At 65.6% G+C, this 17328-nt stretch carries 14 protein-coding genes; 4 read left to right on the plus strand and 10 right to left on the minus strand.

The genetic code is table 11. The annotated features are described in order from the left end of the window. Nucleotides 1-65 precede the first annotated feature (65 nt). From QN085_RS07840 to QN085_RS07865, 6 genes are read right to left on the minus strand one after another with little or no spacing between them, the layout of a single operon-like run. A complete protein-coding gene (locus QN085_RS07840; RefSeq protein ID WP_024086544.1) occupies nucleotides 66-1700 on the minus strand; it encodes a BatD family protein in 1635 nt (544 codons plus the stop codon). Next, a complete protein-coding gene (locus tag QN085_RS07845; RefSeq protein WP_041506178.1) occupies nucleotides 1697-3415 on the minus strand; it encodes a vWA domain-containing protein in 1719 nt (572 codons plus the stop codon). The genes QN085_RS07840 and QN085_RS07845 overlap by 4 nt, the downstream gene beginning before the upstream one ends. Beyond that, nucleotides 3412-4488, minus strand: coding sequence for a vWA domain-containing protein (locus QN085_RS07850; protein WP_041506177.1), 1077 nt, complete (start codon nucleotides 4486-4488; stop codon nucleotides 3412-3414). Before QN085_RS07850 ends, QN085_RS07845 begins: the two co-directional genes overlap by 4 nt. Next, nucleotides 4481-4975, minus strand: a complete 495-nt coding sequence (locus QN085_RS07855; RefSeq protein ID WP_013971642.1) for a DUF4381 domain-containing protein — start codon at nucleotides 4973-4975, stop codon at nucleotides 4481-4483. The genes QN085_RS07850 and QN085_RS07855 overlap by 8 nt, the downstream gene beginning before the upstream one ends. A gap of 13 nt (nucleotides 4976-4988) precedes the next feature. Beyond that, nucleotides 4989-5933: a DUF58 domain-containing protein gene (locus QN085_RS07860; RefSeq protein ID WP_041506176.1), complete on the minus strand. Its 945-nt coding sequence runs from the start codon at nucleotides 5931-5933 to the stop codon at nucleotides 4989-4991. Nucleotides 5934-5937: 4 nt separating this feature from the next. Beyond that, a complete protein-coding gene (locus tag QN085_RS07865; RefSeq protein ID WP_013971644.1) occupies nucleotides 5938-6897 on the minus strand; it encodes an AAA family ATPase in 960 nt (319 codons plus the stop codon). A 231-nt stretch (nucleotides 6898-7128) separates the two neighbouring features. Here QN085_RS07865 and QN085_RS07870 point away from each other — a divergent pair, with 231 nt between their 5' ends. Continuing rightward, a complete protein-coding gene (locus tag QN085_RS07870; protein WP_023663272.1) occupies nucleotides 7129-8436 on the plus strand; it encodes a T6SS phospholipase effector Tle1-like catalytic domain-containing protein in 1308 nt (435 codons plus the stop codon). An 88-nt stretch (nucleotides 8437-8524) separates the two neighbouring features. Here the strand turns inward: QN085_RS07870 and QN085_RS07875 are convergent, their stop codons facing one another. Together QN085_RS07875 and QN085_RS07880 are read right to left on the minus strand one after the other, a co-directional pair. After that, nucleotides 8525-9721, minus strand: coding sequence for an MFS transporter (locus QN085_RS07875; protein WP_023663271.1), 1197 nt, complete (start codon nucleotides 9719-9721; stop codon nucleotides 8525-8527). A gap of 59 nt (nucleotides 9722-9780) precedes the next feature. Then, on the minus strand, nucleotides 9781-10995 hold the full coding sequence (locus QN085_RS07880; RefSeq protein ID WP_031325778.1) for a benzoate/H(+) symporter BenE family transporter: 1215 nt from the start codon (nucleotides 10993-10995) through the stop codon (nucleotides 9781-9783). 102 nt (nucleotides 10996-11097) lie between these two features. Between QN085_RS07880 and pdxR the strand changes: the two genes are divergently transcribed. After that, nucleotides 11098-12609 (plus strand): MocR-like pyridoxine biosynthesis transcription factor PdxR, encoded by a 1512-nt coding sequence (pdxR, locus tag QN085_RS07885; RefSeq protein WP_041506175.1) that lies wholly within the window; start codon nucleotides 11098-11100, stop codon nucleotides 12607-12609. 37 nt (nucleotides 12610-12646) lie between these two features. Here pdxR and QN085_RS07890 read toward each other — a convergent pair whose 3' ends face one another. Next, a complete protein-coding gene (locus QN085_RS07890) occupies nucleotides 12647-13534 on the minus strand; it encodes a dihydrodipicolinate synthase family protein (RefSeq protein ID WP_024086549.1) in 888 nt (295 codons plus the stop codon). Between the two features lie 44 nt (nucleotides 13535-13578). Further along, entirely contained in the window at nucleotides 13579-14361 is a 783-nt protein-coding gene (locus tag QN085_RS07895; protein WP_023663065.1) for an aldolase, read from the minus strand. Between the two features lie 238 nt (nucleotides 14362-14599). On the opposite strand from QN085_RS07895, the gene QN085_RS07900 reads away from it, so the two are divergent. Together QN085_RS07900 and QN085_RS07905 are read left to right on the plus strand one after the other, a co-directional pair. Then, the gene (locus QN085_RS07900) at nucleotides 14600-16147 is read left to right on the plus strand and encodes an AMP-binding protein (protein WP_031325722.1); all 1548 of its coding nucleotides are present in this window, start codon (nucleotides 14600-14602) and stop codon (nucleotides 16145-16147) included. A 14-nt stretch (nucleotides 16148-16161) separates the two neighbouring features. Beyond that, nucleotides 16162-17328: an acyl-CoA dehydrogenase family protein gene (locus QN085_RS07905; RefSeq protein ID WP_285690311.1), complete on the plus strand. Its 1167-nt coding sequence runs from the start codon at nucleotides 16162-16164 to the stop codon at nucleotides 17326-17328.

Consider the following 17328-nt stretch of genomic DNA (forward strand, 5'->3'; position numbering starts at 1 on the left):
CACAGGTACTGCGCAAGGTTTGTGGGAGCGGGTTTACCCGCGAAGAGGCCCGCACAGGCAACCACTTACTTGGGATATAGCGGCGGCAGGCTGCCGTTCTCGCCGGTCGGTAGCAATACCTGCTCAGCCGGCGGGATCGTACCGATCGCCCGCCACAAATCTTCACCCTGCCAATACTGCCCGCTCTCGCTATACAGCGCCCCGTTCAACCCATCCAGTGCATCCGACAACGGCACGAACCGCGCCGCCATCTCGGCCAGGGTCTCCGGCTGCTGGCGGGCCCAGGCGTCCAGCGCCTGGCGGGTTGCCTGTGGGTCGTTGGCCTGGCACGCGCGCTTGAGATCATCCAGCAAGGTACGCGGGCTCGGCCCGGCCTGCGCGGCACGCAGCACCGCTGGCTGCGAGCGGGCGCGCCACCACAGGGCAAAGCCCAGCACGGTGGTGAGGGCGAACACCAGGGTGGCCAGCTGCCAGGGCCACAGCAAGCTGCTGGCACTGCTGTTGTCGCCAACCGGGGTGTCGGCGCTCAGCGCCGGGTTGTCCTGCACATTCAGCGTGCGCGCCGGCAGGCTGCTGTGCTCCAGGTGGTCTTCTCGGGTATTCCACCAGGCCACTTCCAGCGCCGGCAGGGCCAGCGCGCCGCTGTGGGTTGGCACCAAGGCTTCGCGCTCTTCGCGGTTGGCAATCATCCCTCGTTCGCTGATTTCGTTGCGCAGCAACGGCTGGTCGGGGTACCGGCGCAGGCCGGTGATTTCGGTGGCTGGCAGCGGTGGCAGCTGGGTGCTGGACAAGCCTTCGGCACGCAGGGTGATGTTACGGGTCAGCGAGTCGCCAATCTGCACCTGCTGGTTGCCAGGGTCGGGGTTCCAGTGCTCTTCAAGTGTCAGGCTGCGGGCCGGTAGCCAGGGCGCGCCAGCAGGCCAGGCCGCCGGAATCGGCCGTACGGCCAGGCGCAATGGCAACGAACTGACCTGCACCTGGTGGCCGGCCCGGGTCGTGCCGTTGGCTTGCGGGGCCTCGTCCTGGCTAGCGGCGGCGGTGGCGGTGAAAGTCAACGGTGGGATGTCGAGGGTGCCGCTTTGTTGGGCATACACGGCATAGCGGGTTTCGATCACGCCGTGGCGGACGCCGTTGATTTCCTTTTCATAGGTGCGCGATTCACCCAGCGGTTCGACCTTGGCGTTTTCCAGTTGCAGCGGGCTGAGGCTGCTGTCGTCGTACAGTGCCACTGAATGGTAGATGCGCAGGGTGAGCACGGCCTGGGCCTGGACGTAGACCTCGCTGCTGTCGAGCGTGGCTTCGATGAACACCTGCGAGGCACTGTCCTGGCGGCTGGCATCGGCCTGCAGCACTTGCAGTTCGATGGCCTGGCTGTGCGACTGGCCCAGTTGCAGTTCGGGGATGCGCAGGCTGCCGCTGCGCCGCGGCAGCAGGGTGATGATCCAGCGGGTACTGGCGCGGGTTTCGCCATCGAGGCTGTGCAGGCTGTTCAGCTGGCGCGTGCCGCGCACTTCGAAGTCACCCTCCAGCGCGCGCAGGTCGGGCTTGCCGAACTGGGTGACGTCCTGGCTTTCCAGGGTCAGCTCCAGGCTTTCGCCGGCTTCCAGGCGGGTACGGTCGACGCTGGCACGCAGCAACGGTTCGGCCTGGGCCAGCACGGCCCACAGCAGACAGAGGAGAAAGACGCCGAAGCGACTCATCGTGAGGTTTCCTGATGCAATTGCTGTTCATACCAGAATTTGCGCCGCAGCAGCTCCGCCGGGTTGTCGGGGATCTCCCGCAGCCATTGTTCCAGGGCCTGGCGCTGTTCGGTATCAAGGCTGGTCGATACCGGGCGCTGCGGCGGCTGGGTGACGCTGTCGTCCGCGCCCGCTTGGTTGCCGGGCGTTACCTGGCTGTTGCTACTGCCTTCGCCGGGCTGTTCGGCGCTGGCCTGTTCGTCGTTGCCGGGCGTGCCCTGGGCCGGGCTGCTGGCCGAGCTGCTGTTGCCTTCGGTTTCGCTGCCGGGCGTGCCTTGGGTATCGCTGCTGGCCGGTTGTTCCTCGGCAGTGGCCTCGCGCTGTTGCAGCAGTTGCTGCACCAGTGCCTGGTTGTCCAGCGCCGCTTGCAGGTCGGGCTGGCGTTCAAGGGCTTGTTCGTAGGCGTCCAGCGCAGCTTCCAGCTCACCGCCGCGGGCCAGGGCATTGCCTCGATTGTAGTGTGCGGCGGCGGTGTCGCCTTGGGAAAAGGCTTCGGCAGCGCCGGCATAGTCGCCGGCCTGGTACAGGGCCATGCCGCGCCATTGCGGGTCCTGGAAATGGCGCGCGGCACTGGCCGGGCGATTCTGCTCCAGCAGGCGCTGGCCTTGCTGGTCGGGGCGCAGCCACAGGTCGTTGAACTCGAAGGCCTGGCTGGGCTGGGGCAGGGCCAGCAGCAGCGGCAGGCAGAACAGCCAGCCGCGTCGGCCGGCACAGGCGGCCAGCAGCAACAGCGGCAGCAGCAGCCAGTACCCCTGGTCGGCCCAGCTGTCCAATTGCAGGGTCTGGCCATCATTGCGCCCGGTGCGCGGGCTGTCGAACAGGCCCAGGCCTCGCAGGTCGAGGTCGTCGATGCGAGCATGCCGATAGCGCCCGCCGGTGCCGTTGATGAAGCCCTTGAGGCTGGTGCTGTCCAGGCGTGGCAACAGGATGCCGCCCTGGTCGTCCTTCAGGTATTCGCCATTGGCCTGGCGCACCGGTGCGCCTTCGCGGCTGCCGATGCCCAGCATCAGCAGGCTCGGGCCCTGGCGGCCGAGGGCCTGGGCGATGCCTTCGCGCTCCGGGGCGCTGAGCGACGAGCCGATCAGCAGCAGGCGGCCCTGGCCCAGGCCGCTCTGGGCAAGTAGGGCGAGGCCTTTTTGCACGGCCAGGTCGGCGCGCTGGCCGGGCTTGGGCATGATCGATGGGTCGATTGCCTCGAGCAGGTTGCGGCTGGTGGCCAAGTCATCGGACAGCGGCACCAGGGTGTGTGCGGAGCCAGCGTAGACCACCAGCGCGGTCTGGCTGTCGCGGCGGTGCTCCAGCAGGTCGAGGATTTTGCGCCGCGCCTGCTCCAGGCGGTTGGGCGGGCTGTCCTCGGCGAGCATCTGCGGGGTCAGTTCGAGCAGGATCACCAGTGGGTCGGCCGGGCGCTGGCGGCTTTCTTCCACGCGCTGCCAACTGGGCCCGAGCAGCGCCAGGATCACCAGGACCCAGGCCAGGCCCAGCGCCACCCACGGCAGCTTGCTGGTGCTGCCGCTGCCACCGCCGAGCAGGACGCCATGGAACGCCGGCGGCAGAATCATCTGCCAGCGCCCGGCGCGCTTGCGCCGGTGCCACAGTTTGTACAGCAGCCAGGCGAGCAGGGGTACGGCCAGCAGCCAGAGCGGGCGCAACCATTCGGGCCACAGTTCGATCATCGCCGCCTCCTCAGGCGCAGGCGCTTCAGGCGCTGGCGCCATTCCGGGTGCGGTTGCAGGAAGCGCGGCTTGCGCAGCAGGCGGTGCAGCAGGTTGTCCGGCCATTGCACGGCCAGCACCAGCAGCACGCTCAGCAGCAGGGCCAGGGCCAGGGGCCAGGCATACAGGGCCCTGGCCGTGCGCGCCTGGGTCGGTTGCTGGGCCACCGGTTCGAGCTGGTCGAGGGTGTCGCCGATGGCGTTCAGTTCGGCGCCGTCATGGGCGCGGAAGTAGTTGCCGTGGGTGATGTCGGCAATTTCCTTGAGCGAGGCTTCGTCCAGGTCCAGGCTCGGGTTCAGGCCGAGCAGACCGGGGGTGCCACTGGCTTCGGGGTTGGCGCCGATGCCGATGGTGTAGATGCGCACGCCTTCCTGGGCGGCCAGGCGGGCGGCGGTCAGCGGGTGGATCTGCCCGCCGTTGTTGGCACCGTCGGTGATCAGCACCAGCACCCGGCTTTGTGCCGGCCGTTGACGCAGGCGCTTGACCGCCAGGCCAATGGCGTCTCCGATGGCGGTGTTCTTGCCGGCGATGCCGATCTGCGCCTCGTCGAGGAAGGTACGCACGGTACGTCGGTCGAAGGTGAGCGGCGCCTGCAGGTAGGCCTGGCTGCCGAACAGGATCAGGCCCACGCGGTCGCCCTCGCGGTCCTGCAGAAAGTCGCCGAGCAGCGCCTTGACCAGGTCGAGGCGGCTGATTTCTTCGTTCTGCCACTGCATGTCGGGGAAGTCCATCGACCCGGACACATCCACCGCCACCAGCAGGTCGCGGCCGCTGGCGGCCACTGGCACCGGCTCGCCCAGCCATTGCGGGCGGGCGGCGGCGCACAGCAGCAACAGCCAGATGACGACAAAGGGCGCCTGCTGGCGCCAGGTTGGCAGGTTGAGCCGCGCGCGGCGCCCGGCCAGGCCTTCCAGTTCGTCGAGGAAGCCCACCTTGAGCACCGGTTCGCCGCTGTCGGCTGCTGGCAGCACCAGGCGCGCCAGCCACGGCAGCGGCAACAGGGCGAAAACCCACGGCCAGGCCAGTTCAAACATGCTTGCGAATCCAGGTTTCGACGGCTTGGCTGAGCCCGGCGATGGCCTTGTCGTCGAGCTTGCACTCGGGTTTGTAGGCGCCTTCGACCAGTACCATCCAGCGGGTCAGGCCGGCGGCCGGGCAGCGGTTGTCGAGAAACGCCAGCCACTGGCGGCCGTTGAGGGTATGGCTGTTGGCACCCGGGTAGTGGCTGCGGCACAGGCGCTTGAGCAGGGCGTTGATCTGTTGCAGCCAGGCCCCGGCCGGGGCGCCGTCGTAGGGGCGCGGCAGGCGGGCCAGTTCGGCCAGCGCTTCCACGCGTACCGGGTCCAAGGGTTGTTCGGCACGCACGATACGACGTTTGCCCGGGCGCCAGTGGCGCACCCGCCACAGGCCCCAGGCCAGCAGCGGCAGCATGGCCAGCAGCAGCCACCAGCCGGGTGCCGGTGGCCAAAGGCCGATCGGCGCGGGGGCGATCAGCGGCTGCAGTTGATCAAGCGGGTTCATTGGCCGCTGCTCTTCATGACGCGCTCCGTGGCCGCTGGGCGTTCAGGTACTCGCGCAGTTGCTCGATCATTTCGCTTTGGGTGCTCAGTGGCATCAGCAGCACGCGCAGCTTTTGCGCCATCAGCTCCCAGCGCTCGATGCGCGCTTCGGCCTGCTGGCGGTAGGCCTGGCGCAGGTTGGCGTCCAGGGTGTCGAGCTCCAGCTGCGCGCTGCGCTGGGCGAAGCGCAGCAGGCCAGCGGCGGGCAGGGCATGATCGAGCGGGTCGGACACCGGCATCAACAGCAGGTCGCAATGGCGCGAGAGCATGGCCAGGTGCTGCTCCACCTGGGCAGTGAGCGAGCGCTCATCGCAGATCACGATGGCCAGGCTGCCGGGGCGCAGCACTTCGCGGGCGCGGCGCAGGGCCAGGCCGAGGCTGTCGGCACCGGGCGTGGCCTCTGTGTGCAGCGCCTGGTTGACCTTGGCCAGACGGTTGAGCAGTTGCAGCAGGCTCTGCTTGCTGCGCCGGGGCTTGATTTCGTGGTGCTCGTTGTCGCCGAACACCAACCCGCCAATGCGGTCGTTATGGCCCAGCGCGGCCCAGCCGAACAGCGCTGCAGCCTGGGCGGCCAGCACCGACTTGAACATCAGCCCCGAGCCGAAGAACAGCCGTTGGCTCTGCTCGACAAGAATGAAGATGGGCCGTTCGCGCTCTTCGTGGAACAGCTTGGTATGCGGCTCCTGGGTACGCGCGGTAACCCGCCAGTCGATGTTGCGCACATCGTCGCCAGCCTGGTAGACGCGCACCTGGTCGAAGTCCACGCCGCGCCCGCGCAGCTTGGAGTGGTGCAGGCCCACCAGCGGGCTGCGCTGGCCGGGCCGGGAAAACAGCTGGATTTCGCGCACGCGGTGGCGCATGTCGATCAGCTCGGCAAGGCCGATGCGGATGCCGGGTTCGGCCAGCGATGCAGTGGGCATGGGCTCAGGCAACGGCGACGACGTCGAGGATGCGCTGGACCACGCGGTCCTGGTCGATCCCTGCCGCCTCGGCCTCGAACGAGAGGATGATGCGGTGGCGCAGCACGTCGAACAGCACCGCCTGGATGTCTTCGGGGCTGACGAAGTCGCGCCCGGCCAGCCAGGCGTGCGCGCGCGCGCAGCGGTCCAGCGAAATGGAACCACGCGGGCTGGCGCCGTAGGCGATCCAGTCGGCCAGTTCGGCATCGAACTTGGCCGGAGTGCGGGTGGCCATCACCAGTTGCACCAGGTATTCCTCCACCGCGTCGGCCATGTACAGGCCAAGGATTTCCTTGCGGGCGGCGAAGATCGCCTGCTGGCTGACCCGGCGCTCGGGCTTGGTCTCGCCGCCCAGGGCTTCACCACGGGCCTGCAACAGGATGCGCCGCTCTACCGCAGCGTCGGGGAAGCCGATTTTCACGTGCATCAGGAAGCGGTCGAGCTGGGCTTCGGGCAGCGGGTAGGTGCCTTCCTGCTCGATCGGGTTCTGTGTGGCCATGACCAGGAACAGCGGCGACAGGTCGTAGGTGCTGCGGCCCACGCTGACCTGGCGTTCGGCCATGGCTTCGAGCAGTGCGGACTGCACCTTGGCCGGGGCGCGGTTGATTTCGTCGGCCAGCACCAGGTTGTGGAAGATCGGCCCCTGCTGGAACACGAAGCTGCCGGTTTCCGGGCGGTATATCTCGGTGCCGGTGATGTCGGCCGGGAGCAGGTCGGGGGTGAACTGGATGCGATGGAACTGCGCCTCGATGCCTTCGGCGAGCTCTTTGATGGCCTTGGTCTTGGCCAGGCCCGGCGCGCCTTCGACCAGCATGTGGCCGTCTGCCAGGAGCACGATCAACAGCCGCTCGACCAGTTTCTCCTGGCCTAGGATCTGGGAAGAAAGAAAGGTGCGCAGCGCGATCAGCGCTTCACGGTGTTCCATCGGTGACGGTTCCTGGTATGGGGCCGCAGGCGGCTGGAAGCAGCTGCCCTGGCAAGGGGTGATACTTTAATCCATCCGGGGGGGTGGCGACCAATGGCGGTAGGGAAATTTATCCTTGCCGGGGGCCATGCAGGTCCGGAAATGTCCTGTGTATCGCTGGCCATTGGCTGATGTTCCGCAGCAGCGTGCTGGCGCCTGCTTGTGCTTTTGGTACAAGCAGGAAGCACGACGATGGACCTGAACAGCTGTAGCACTGCACGCATCACGCCGGTCACCCTGCGTTTTGGCGTGTTCTTCGATGGCACCGGTAACAACCTGAGCAATGTGATGCCGGTGGATGCACCGGGGAACAAGGGGGGCAGTTATGCCAATGCCTTGAGCAATGTGGCCCTGTTGCATGCTCTGTACCCGACGCAGGGGGCCAATGCTGATGAGACCATGGCGTTTCTGAAGCGCTATGTCGAGGGCGTGGGCACCCTGGCGGGGGAGGCGGATCATGCCTATGCCTCGGCCACCGGGTGTGGGCGTAGAGGAGCCGAGGCGCGTGTCACCGAGGCCTTGGCGGGGATTGCCGGGCAACTGCGGGACTGGCGCCAGGCGCACCCAAAGGCAAGGCTCGAGCGGGTCGAGTTCGACTTGTTCGGTTTCAGCCGCGGCGCTGCGGCTGTGCGTCATCTGGCCAACCTGCTGCATGATGGCGGCAGCAGCCTGTTGGCTGTGCCCTGTGGCATCGTGATCAACTTCATCGGCCTGTTCGACACGGTTGCTGCAATCATCGCTCCGCTGCAGGGCGACTTCGATCCTGCCGACGACCGCCATGGTGACTTGCGCCTGGGCCTGGGCGCGGGCATTGCCCGGCAAATGGTGCAGCTGGTGGCGGGGGACGAGCAGCGGCACAACTTCCCGCTGGTACGCAGCGGCCATGACATCGTGTTGCCAGGCGTGCACTCGAACATTGGCGGTGGTTACCCGGATACCACGCAGGAGCAGGTGCTGCTGTGCAAACCGCATTCTCAGCGGGTGCCGCTGAGAATGCGCGCCGAGCACACGCGTGTGCATGCCACAGTCAGTGCGTTGCTGGCGTCGTCGTTTGGCGAAATGGGTGCGCCCAGGCCGCGTGTGCTGGCCTGGGAGGTTCCGATTGCCGGTGGCCTGCCTAGCGAGGCGCAAAAACAGGTATATGCGGCGGTGTACCGCGAACGGGAAGTGGCGGGGCAGCTGTCGCGGGTGTACCTGAGCATCATGCGGGAGCTGGCGGTGCGCGCTGGTGTGCCGTTTGCGCAACTGGGCGGGCAGGTCGAGCACCGGCTGCCGGATGAACTGCTGGGCATCAGCCGCAAGTTGCATGCGTTTGCCCTGGGTGAATGCGAACAGCCTGGGTTGACCGAGGATGAGCAGCGATTGTTGCGAGACAGGTACGTGCATGCATCAGCGAACTGGAATGCGTTGAAGGGGTTGCACGGCAGTGTGCTGGATGTGTTGTTCGTCAATCGGCCGGGGGCAGGTGGGCGGGTGGTGCATGCCAATCCGGTCGCCTGAGTAGCCAGTGCGCAGATGAATCAATGGCCATGTGCTGTTCTGCAGGATCTGCCTTGCATTGCGAAAGGGCTGCAAAGCAGCCCTGGGGCTAGACAGGCTGTCGGTGCTTCCTGGCCAGGTAGGCCTCCTGCGCCAAGGTCAGCAGCACCGTCAGCAGCATGAACACGATCGATGCCACGAAGATGCCATGAGGCAGGCGTTGGTCGAGCATCCAGCCAAACGCCACCGGCCCGAGGGCACCGCCGATGCTGAAGCCGGTCGAGACCAGCCCGAACGCTTTGCCCTCGGCGCCGCTCGGTGCCGCCGCCTTCACCAGCATGTCCCTCGACGGGGCGATGATCCCGGTCAGCAAGCCAATGGCACCGAGAACCACCACCAACCCCCAGCCCCGAAGCAGCCCGAGGGCCACCAGCGTTGTCAACGCGGCAGCCAGGGCAAAGGCCGAGGCCGCCACCAGGCCGTGACGCCGGGTCCGGTCAGCCAAGGCCCCACCGCACAGTACACCTGCAGCACTGCTGAGCAGAAAGGCCGTGAGTGCCGTGTTGGCCCAGGCCAGGGTCAGGTCTTGGCCCTGGACCAGGGCGGCCACGGAGAACTTCTCGATGGCACTGGTGCTCAGGTTGAGCAAGATGAACAGGACCGTCAGCAGCCCGAGCATGGGCGTGAACAGTCGCGCGCGACCTGCTGCAGTGGGGCCAGAGCCGCCTTTGCCAGGCTTGGCAACGTGGTGGATTCCACTGCCTGGAACCGATATCAACAGCAAGGCGGCAACCCCCGCAGCCGCGCCCGCCATCAGGGCAGCCTGCGTGCCGAATAGTGCAGCGATGCCGAGAAATATAGCTGGCGTTACCGCCGAGCCGAGGAAGCCGGCAAAGGTATGGATCGAGAACGCCCGCCCCAGGCGGCCTTGTTCGATGCCGTTGGCCAGCAGCGCGTAGTCGGCCGGGTGGTACACGCCATTGGCCAGGCCGGCCATGGCCATCGCCACCAACAGCAGGATGTAGCTGGGGCTGACAGCAACCAGCAGGAAACTGATGCTGCCCAGCAGCAAGCCCGCCTTGAGCACCTTGCGCGCACCGTAGTGGTCGACGGCATAGCCTAGCGGTGCCTGCACCAGGGCGGAGACGACATTGAACACGGCCAGGGCTGCGCCGAGTTCGACGAACCCTACCCCCAGCAAGTCGGGGAGCACGGGTAGCAGCGCCGGGATAAGCATGATGTGCACATGGCTGACGAAGTGTACGGCAGCAATTTGGGTAAGAAGCTTGGGGCCAGCTTTGGGCATGTCGATACCTGTTGTACGGCGTGCGCACCTGGCGCACGGCAGGATGGTGGAAAGCCCGCTTACCGGGAGAAGTGGCAGAAACCGGGTAGGCGGCCGTTCAATACGGCATAGGCCAGCAAGCCAATGACCAGCCCCCAGAATGCCCCGCCAATGCCAAACAGGTTGATGTTGGCTGCCGCGGCCAGGAATGTGATCAGTGCCGCTTCGCGTGAACGGGCATCTGCCATTGCGTTGGCCAGGCTGGCGCCGATGGTGCCCAGCAGTGCAAGGCCGGCCAGCGTGGTGATGAAGGTGGCCGGCAGGGCCATGAACACACTGGCCAGGGTGACCCCGAATACCCCTACGAGGATGTAGCAGACGCCGGCAGCGATGCCCGCGACCCAGCGTTTGCCCGGGTCTTCGTGGGCTTCCTTGCCAGTGCAGATGGCGGCGGTGATGGCAGCGATGTTGAAGGCGTGCGACCCGAACGGTGCCATCAGCAACGACCCCAGGCCAGTGACTGCCACGATCGGATTGGCGCTGGTCTTGAAGCCATCGTTGCGCAGCACCAGCATGCCTGGCATGTACTGACCGGTAAGGGTGATCAGGAACAACGGCAGGGCCACGCTCAGGGCGGCGTTGAGGGAGAAGGTGGGCGCGGTGAACAACGGCGTGGCGAATTCCAGCCTGAGCGCTGTCAGGTCCACCTGGCCCTGCAGTAGCAGGTAGCCCAGGCCCAGCAGCAGAATGCCTACTACGGCATAGCGGGCGGTAAAGCGTTTGAATGTTACATAGGCCGCGATCAACAGCCCGGCCAGGGCGGGGTCGACCGACAGGCCGCCGAATGCACCAATGCCGAATTGCAACAGGATACCCGCCAGCAGGCCGGCGGCAATTCCGCCCGGGATGGCCCGCACCAGGCGCTCGAAGTAACCGGTCACTCCCAGCATCACGAAGCCGGCTGCCGACAGCAGGTAGGCACCGATGGCGTCGCTGTAGGGCACGCTGGCCAGCGCTGTGACCAGGAACGCAGCGGCCGGCGTGGACCAGGCGGTGATCACCGGCTCGCGGCTGTACCAGGACAGGACCAGGCCACTGAGCCCGACGCCGATCGACACTGACCAGACCCACGAGGAGGTCAGCGCCGGGCTCAGCCCGGCCAGCTTGGCGGCCTGGAACACCAGGATGAAGGTGCCGCCATAATTGACTATTACCGAAACGATCCCCACCACCACGGGGTGAAGGATGTCTGTCAGCCGTAGCGGGGTTGGAGCAGTGTGTGCGGGCGTGTTCATCGAGGCCTCGGTCGTTCTGGCGCATAGGGTTGGAAAGGCTGGTTTTTATAGCGCTAGAATGGCCGGTATAGCCCCACCAATTTTCCGCATATGGCCATACCAATGTTCAAGCATGCACAACTGGAGTCGGTGAAAGCCTGGATCGGCGACCCAGAGCGCGCGTCACTGCCTTTGCACGTAAGAATCCAGCGTGCGATACGCCAGCTTGTTCTCGAAGGGGCGTTGCCTGTGGGCAAGGCGTTGCCCGCCTCCCGTGCGCTGGCGGCCTCGCTGGCTGTGTCACGGGATACGGTCGAGGCTGCATATGGCCAGCTGCACGCCGAAGGCTTCATCGAGCGCCGGGTGGGCAGTGGCAGCTTCGTTTCACCCCGTGCGCAGTACCTGCCGGCCCAGCCCCGGGGTCGCAAGGTGAAAGCCCCGGACGAACCGCCGGCAATCAGCCGTCGTGGCCAGGCGCTGTGCCAGGAGGGCGGAGTGCACAATTTCTTCGTTTCTCGGCCGTTTGCGCCGGGGGTGGCGGAAACCCGCAACTTCCCGTTGCAGGCCTGGGAAAAGCTGCAACGGCAGGTGTTCAAGGAACATGGCTCCCAGGCATTGCAGCCCAGTAGCGCGCAAGGTACCGAGCCACTGCGGCGGGCTATTGCCGATTACGTCAATCTTGAACGTGGCGCACAGGCCACGGCTGACCGCGTGCTCATCCTTACCAGTTCACAGCAGGCGTTCAGCCTGTGTGCCCACGTATTGGCCGACGCGGGCGACCAAGTGGTTATCGAAGACCCGGCCTACCATGGGGTCAGGAAGGCGCTGGGTGCTGCTGGCCTGCATTGCATCGCCGTGGCCGTGGACACGGACGGCATGCAGGTCGCGCAGATAACACGGCTGGCTCCCCATGCCAGGGCTGTTTTCCTGACCCCTTCGCATCAGTTCCCTACTGGTGTGACCCTGTCCCTGGACCGGCGTCTGGCGGTGATCGAGTGGGCGCGGCAACAACGCGCCTGGATCATCGAGGACGATTACGACAGCGAGTTTCACTATGCCGGCAAACCCACCGCGTGCGTGCAAGGCCTGGATGCCCACGACCGTACGGTTTACATCGGCACGTTCACCAAGTCTCTGTTCGCCGGCTTGCGCATTGCCTACATGGTCTTGCCGCCGCAACTGGTCGAGCCGATGACCGCTGCGCGAACCTTGCAGGACGGGCATACGGCTTCGCTGGCGCAACTGACCTTGGCCAGGTTCATCGAAGGCGGGCACTTCGGCGCCCATGTGCGCTTGATGCGGGCGATCTATGCGGAGCGCCGCGATGCCCTGGCGGCATTGGTGCAGGCACAGCTGTCGGACTTTCTTGTCGCGCGTGTGCCCGCAGGCGGCATGCAGATGCCTTGTGTTTTCACCAGGCCGATGCCTGAAGAGCAGGTCGTGAAGGCGGCGCAGGCCGCTGGCATAGACCTGCTGGGGCTAAGTGGCCTGTATGCGTCGACGAAAGGGGAGGCGGGATTGCTGATGGGGTTTGCGGCGCATACCCCTGGCGAGCTGGCGATGGCCGTGGCGAAACTGGCGAAGGTGTTGCGCCAGGTCGAGTCTGGCCAAGGGCGAGCAACGTTGCCAGGATGAAGCCCGGCAGCAAGACGCCGCCGGGCAGTTGTCACGGTCAGTCGGCCAGTTCTACCAGCATGCTCTTCAGGTAGTCGCTGCCTTGCGCATCCAGCGGCTGCAGGGGCAGGCGTGGAGCGCCGACATCCTGGCCGAGCAGTTTCAAACCGGCCTTGATGGTGGTGGGCAGGCCACGGCGGGTGATGTACTCCAGCAGTTCGTACTGGCGGTAGAACAACGCGCGAGCTTCGGCCAGGTTGCCTTGCTGCACCGCGTCCCACAGCGCCAGGTTCAGCGCCGGGATCAGGTTGGGCGCGGCGGTGCACCAGCCGGTGGCACCGGCCACCAGGGCTTCCAGGGTGAGCGGGTTGCAACCGTTGTAGAAGGCCACCTGGCCATCGGTGGCCTTGAACAGGCGGTGCATGCGCTGAATGTCGCCGGTGCTTTCCTTGACCATGGTCACATTGGGCACTTCGCCGAGGATGCGCAGGATCAGCTCCACCGACAGGTCGGTGCCGCTGGTGCCCGGGTTGTTGTAGAGCATGATCGGAATGTCGATGGCCGCGCCCACCGCCATGTAGTGGGCGACCACTTCGGCTTCGGTGAGCTTCCAGTAGGAGATGGGCAGCACCATCACCGCCGTGGCGCCGCAGGCCTGTGCCAGGCGGGCGCGCTGCACGGTGCGTGCGGTAGTCAGGTCGGAGACGCTGACCACGCTGGGCACGCGGCCGGCGATGCGTGCCTGGCTGAAGCGCACCACCGTTTCCCATTCGCTGTCGGACAGGTAGGCGCCTTCGCCGGTGCTGCCCAGCGGTGCGATGGCGTGCACGCCGTCTTCTATCAGGCGGTCGATGGACAGGCCCAGGGCATCCAGGTCGAGCGCGCCGTCTGCCGTGAAGGGAGTGATGGTGTAGCCGATAACGCCGCGAATTACAGGTGTAGACATAACCAGGCACCTTTGCCGTTGTTGGGGAAAGAGTACAGCTTCAGTCAGCCCAGGCAGTCGCCATGGGCACGCAAGGCACGGCGCGCGTAATAGCTGAACGCGGCACCATGACGTTTGGGGGTGGAGATCCAGTCGTGGGCTTCCTTGCCCAGGGCATCCGGGATGGGGCGAATTTCACCGGCGCCCATGGCCAGCAGCTGCATCTTTGCCGCGCGCTCGAACAGCATGGCAAGGACGCAGGCTTCCTCGATCGAGCGGCCGGCGATCAGCAAACCGTGGTGGGAAAGCAGGATCGCGCGCTTGTCGCCGATCGCCCTGGAAATGATTTCACCTTCTTCGTTGCCCACCGGTACGCCGGGCCATTCCTTGAGGAACGCGCAGTCGTCGAACAGCGGGCACAGGTCCATGTGCGAGATCGCCAGTGGCACTTCCAGCATCGACAGGGCGGCGCTGTGCAGTGGGTGGGTGTGGATGATGCAGTTGACGTCGGGGCGTGCGCGGTACAGCCAGCTATGGAAGCGGTTGGCCGGGTTGGCCATGCCGCGGCCTTGCAGCACGGTGAGGTCTTCGTCGACCACCAGCAGGTTGGAAGCGGCGATCTCGTCGAAGCCCAGGCCGAGTTGTTGCGTGTAGTAGGTGCCAGGCTGCTCGGCGCGGGCGGTGATCTGCCCGGCCAGGCCGGAATCGTGGCCGCCGTCGAACAGGATGCGGCAGGTGAGAGCGAGTTTTTGTCGAGGGGTGTAGGTGTTGTCGGCCAGCGCCGTCAGCATCTGCTGCTGGGCGAGTTTGACCAGCTGGTTCTTGGGGGTCTGCATGGTGGTCGTCATGGGCGGTACCTGCATGGGGAAGGGCGATGGATTGCTGATCGGCGAGGACGCCGTCAGGACACAAGCTCGATATTAATGACACAAAGTGTCATATGCAAGCGATGTGTCATCACCCCTGCCGCTCATGCGATGTGGTCCAGTGCAAACCGTTATGGCCCGCATACGTAACTGGTATTACTTGCTCCGACCGCATGCTGTTTAGCATCGACCGGGTCTTAACCGCGACGAGAACAACAACGTGAACCTCGCAACCCTAACCAGTCGAAGTGCAAGATACTGGCCTGAGCGCTTGGCGGTGATCGACCGCCACACCCGCCTCACCTTCGCGCAGCTTGAGCAGCGGACCAATCAGTTGGCCTCGGCCTTGTTGGCCCATGGCATCGCCAGCGGCGAACATGTCGCGATCCTGGCTCCCAACCGGGTCGAGCTGGTGGAGGCTGAGGTGGCTTTCTACAAGGCCGGCCTGGTCAAGGTCCCGGTCAATGCACGCCTGGCGCTGGATGAAGTGATCCAGGTACTGAATGACGCCTGCAGCGTCGCGCTGATCGCCGACCCGCAAGCTGCCGAGGCCTTGCTGGCGCGTAGGCAGGAGGTGCCTGCGCTACGCCTGATCGTTACCCTTGGCGAGCAGGGCGGCGATATCGGCTACGGCGCACTGCTGGCCCAAGGCAGCAGCCAGCCGGTCAGTTGCGATCTGCCTGACGATGCACTGGCCGTATTGCACTACACCTCGGGCAGTTCCGGTGTGCTCAAGGCAGCAATGCTCAGCGTCGGCAACCGCAAGGCGCTGATCCGCAAGAGCATCGCCAGCCCCACCCGGCGTGCCGGCCCAGGCGACATCATGGCCCATGTCGGCCCCATCACCCATGCCAGCGGCATGCAGCTGATGCCGCTGCTGGCGGTGGGTGCCTGCAGCCTTTTGCTGGAACGCTACGATGACCAGTTGCTGCTCGAGACCATCCAGCGCGAGGGCGTGACCCGGTTGTTCCTGGTGCCGGCCATGATCAACCGTCTGGTCAATTTCCCCGGGGTCGAGCGCTATGACCTGAGCAGCCTGCGCCTGGTGATGTATGGCGCAGCGCCAATGGCGCCAGCGCTGGTCAAGCGGGCTATCGAAGTGTTCGGGCCGATCCTGGCCCAGGGCTACGGCGCTGGCGAAACCTGCTCGCTGGTGACGGTGCTGACCGAGCAGGACCACCTGTGTGAAGGCGGCGACTACCGCCGGCTGGCCTCGTGCGGACGATGCTACTTCGAGACCGACCTGCGTGTGGTGAACGACGATTTCCGCGATGTCCAGCCAGGCGAGGTGGGCGAGATCGTGGTCAAGGGACCGGACATCATGCAGGGCTACTGGCGCGCACCGCATCTCACCGCCGAGGTTATGCGTGATGGCTACTACCTCACCGGCGACCTGGCCACGGTGGACCAGCAGGGCTACGTGTTCATCGTCGACCGCAAGAAGGAAATGATCATTTCCGGTGGCTTCAACATCTACCCCAGCGAAGTCGAGCAGGTGCTCTACAGCCTGCCGCAAGTGTTCGAGGCTGCCGTGGTGGGCGTGCCCGACGAGCAGTGGGGCGAAGCGGTGCGGGCAGTGATCGTGCTCAAGCCTGGCATGCAGCTGCAGGAGCACGAGGTGATCGAGCATTGCGCCCAGGCTCTTGCCGGGTTCAAGAAACCGCGTGGGGTGGACTTCGTCAGCGAGCTGCCGAAGAACCCCAACGGCAAAGTGGTGCGCCGCCTGATTCGAGACGCCTACTGGCAAAACAGCGAACGCCGCATCTGACCTGAGGAATTGCCATGTACCAGCCAAGCGAAAAGGCCAAACAGATCATCGAGGCCATCGGCGGCTTCGTTCGCAACGAAATCCTGCCCCTGGAACAACGCGCCGGCCTCAGCTGGGCCGAACCGCACCCGCGTGAGGTGCTGCAGCAGGTGTGGCAACGCTCCTGCGAGCAGGGTTTCTACAACATCATGCTGCCCGAAACGATTGGTGGGGCAGGATTGAGCGTGTCCGACCTGTGTGCGGTGAAGGAGGCCACGGTTCTGACGGGCTCTATGCTGGCGCCGCACATTCTCGGCGAGCTTTCCGGGCCGCCGCGTGTCGGCCACCTGTTCAAGGTGGCCAGCCCGGCCCAGATCGAGGCATTCCTGCAGCCGGTGTGCCGAGCCGAAAAGGCCGTGTGCTTCGCGCTGACCGAAAGTGAAGCCGGGTCCGATGCCACGGCGATCAGGACTACCGCTCGGCGCGACGGCGAGCACTACGTGCTGAGCGGGGCCAAGCGCTACATTTCCGGGGCGCCTTATGCCGACATCGCGGTACTGCTCGCGGTCACCGGCCCCGGGCGTGGCGCCCAGGGGATCTCGGCGTTCTTTGTCGAGCTGGATGCGCCGGGCGTGCGGGTGGAAAGCGATTACTCGGTCATGTCCGGCGGCGGCGCCCATGGCGACATAATTCTCGATGAGGTACGAGTGCCGGTGGCCAACCGCATTGGCGAGGAGGGGCAGGGCTTCAAGCTGGCAATGGGGCGCATCACGCTCAATCGTCTGCTGCATTGCCCAACCATGCTGGGCCTGGCGGGCCTGGCGCTGAACCTGTCGGTCGATTACGCCCGCACGCGCAAGCAGTTTGGCCAGCCGATCGCGATGTTCCAGTCGATCAATCACATGATCGCCGACATGGCCACCGAACTGCATGCGGCACGCAGCATGGTCTATGCCACTGCCGCGGTGAATGACGCCGGTGGCGATATCCGCACCCAGGCGCCGATGTGCAAGCTGTTCGTATCGGAAACGGCCTTCCGTATCGCCGACCGCGCGGTGCAGATTCATGGGGGGGCCGGGCTGTTGCGGGGCAACCCGGTGGAGTGGATCTTCCGTGCGACCCGTATGATGCGCATTCTTACCGGGACCAGCGAAATCCAGCGCAACACCATTGCCAAGGGCGTGCTCATGCCCGAGCAGTGA

Source organism: Pseudomonas sp. M2(2023) (assembly GCF_030263955.1).
GTDB classification, from domain to species: Bacteria; Pseudomonadota; Gammaproteobacteria; order Pseudomonadales; family Pseudomonadaceae; genus Aquipseudomonas; species Aquipseudomonas asiatica.

What these genes read in the sequence shown, in the direction of transcription:
- QN085_RS07840 (WP_024086544.1), bottom strand. Translation starts at nt 1,700, where the DNA reads ATGAGTCGCTTCGGCGTCTTTCTCCTCTGTCTGCTGTGGGCCGTGCTG.
- QN085_RS07845 (WP_041506178.1), bottom strand. Translation starts at nt 3,415, where the DNA reads ATGATCGAACTGTGGCCCGAATGGTTGCGCCCGCTCTGGCTGCTGGCC.
- QN085_RS07850 (WP_041506177.1), bottom strand. Translation starts at nt 4,488, where the DNA reads ATGTTTGAACTGGCCTGGCCGTGGGTTTTCGCCCTGTTGCCGCTGCCG.
- QN085_RS07855 (WP_013971642.1), bottom strand. Translation starts at nt 4,975, where the DNA reads ATGAACCCGCTTGATCAACTGCAGCCGCTGATCGCCCCCGCGCCGATC.
- QN085_RS07860 (WP_041506176.1), bottom strand. Translation starts at nt 5,933, where the DNA reads ATGCCCACTGCATCGCTGGCCGAACCCGGCATCCGCATCGGCCTTGCC.
- QN085_RS07865 (WP_013971644.1), bottom strand. Translation starts at nt 6,897, where the DNA reads ATGGAACACCGTGAAGCGCTGATCGCGCTGCGCACCTTTCTTTCTTCC.
- QN085_RS07870 (WP_023663272.1), top strand. Translation starts at nt 7,129, where the DNA reads ATGGACCTGAACAGCTGTAGCACTGCACGCATCACGCCGGTCACCCTG.
- QN085_RS07875 (WP_023663271.1), bottom strand. Translation starts at nt 9,721, where the DNA reads ATGCCCAAAGCTGGCCCCAAGCTTCTTACCCAAATTGCTGCCGTACAC.
- QN085_RS07880 (WP_031325778.1), bottom strand. Translation starts at nt 10,995, where the DNA reads ATGAACACGCCCGCACACACTGCTCCAACCCCGCTACGGCTGACAGAC.
- pdxR (WP_041506175.1), top strand. Translation starts at nt 11,098, where the DNA reads ATGTTCAAGCATGCACAACTGGAGTCGGTGAAAGCCTGGATCGGCGAC.
- QN085_RS07890 (WP_024086549.1), bottom strand. Translation starts at nt 13,534, where the DNA reads ATGTCTACACCTGTAATTCGCGGCGTTATCGGCTACACCATCACTCCC.
- QN085_RS07895 (WP_023663065.1), bottom strand. Translation starts at nt 14,361, where the DNA reads ATGACGACCACCATGCAGACCCCCAAGAACCAGCTGGTCAAACTCGCC.
- QN085_RS07905 (WP_285690311.1), top strand. Translation starts at nt 16,162, where the DNA reads ATGTACCAGCCAAGCGAAAAGGCCAAACAGATCATCGAGGCCATCGGC.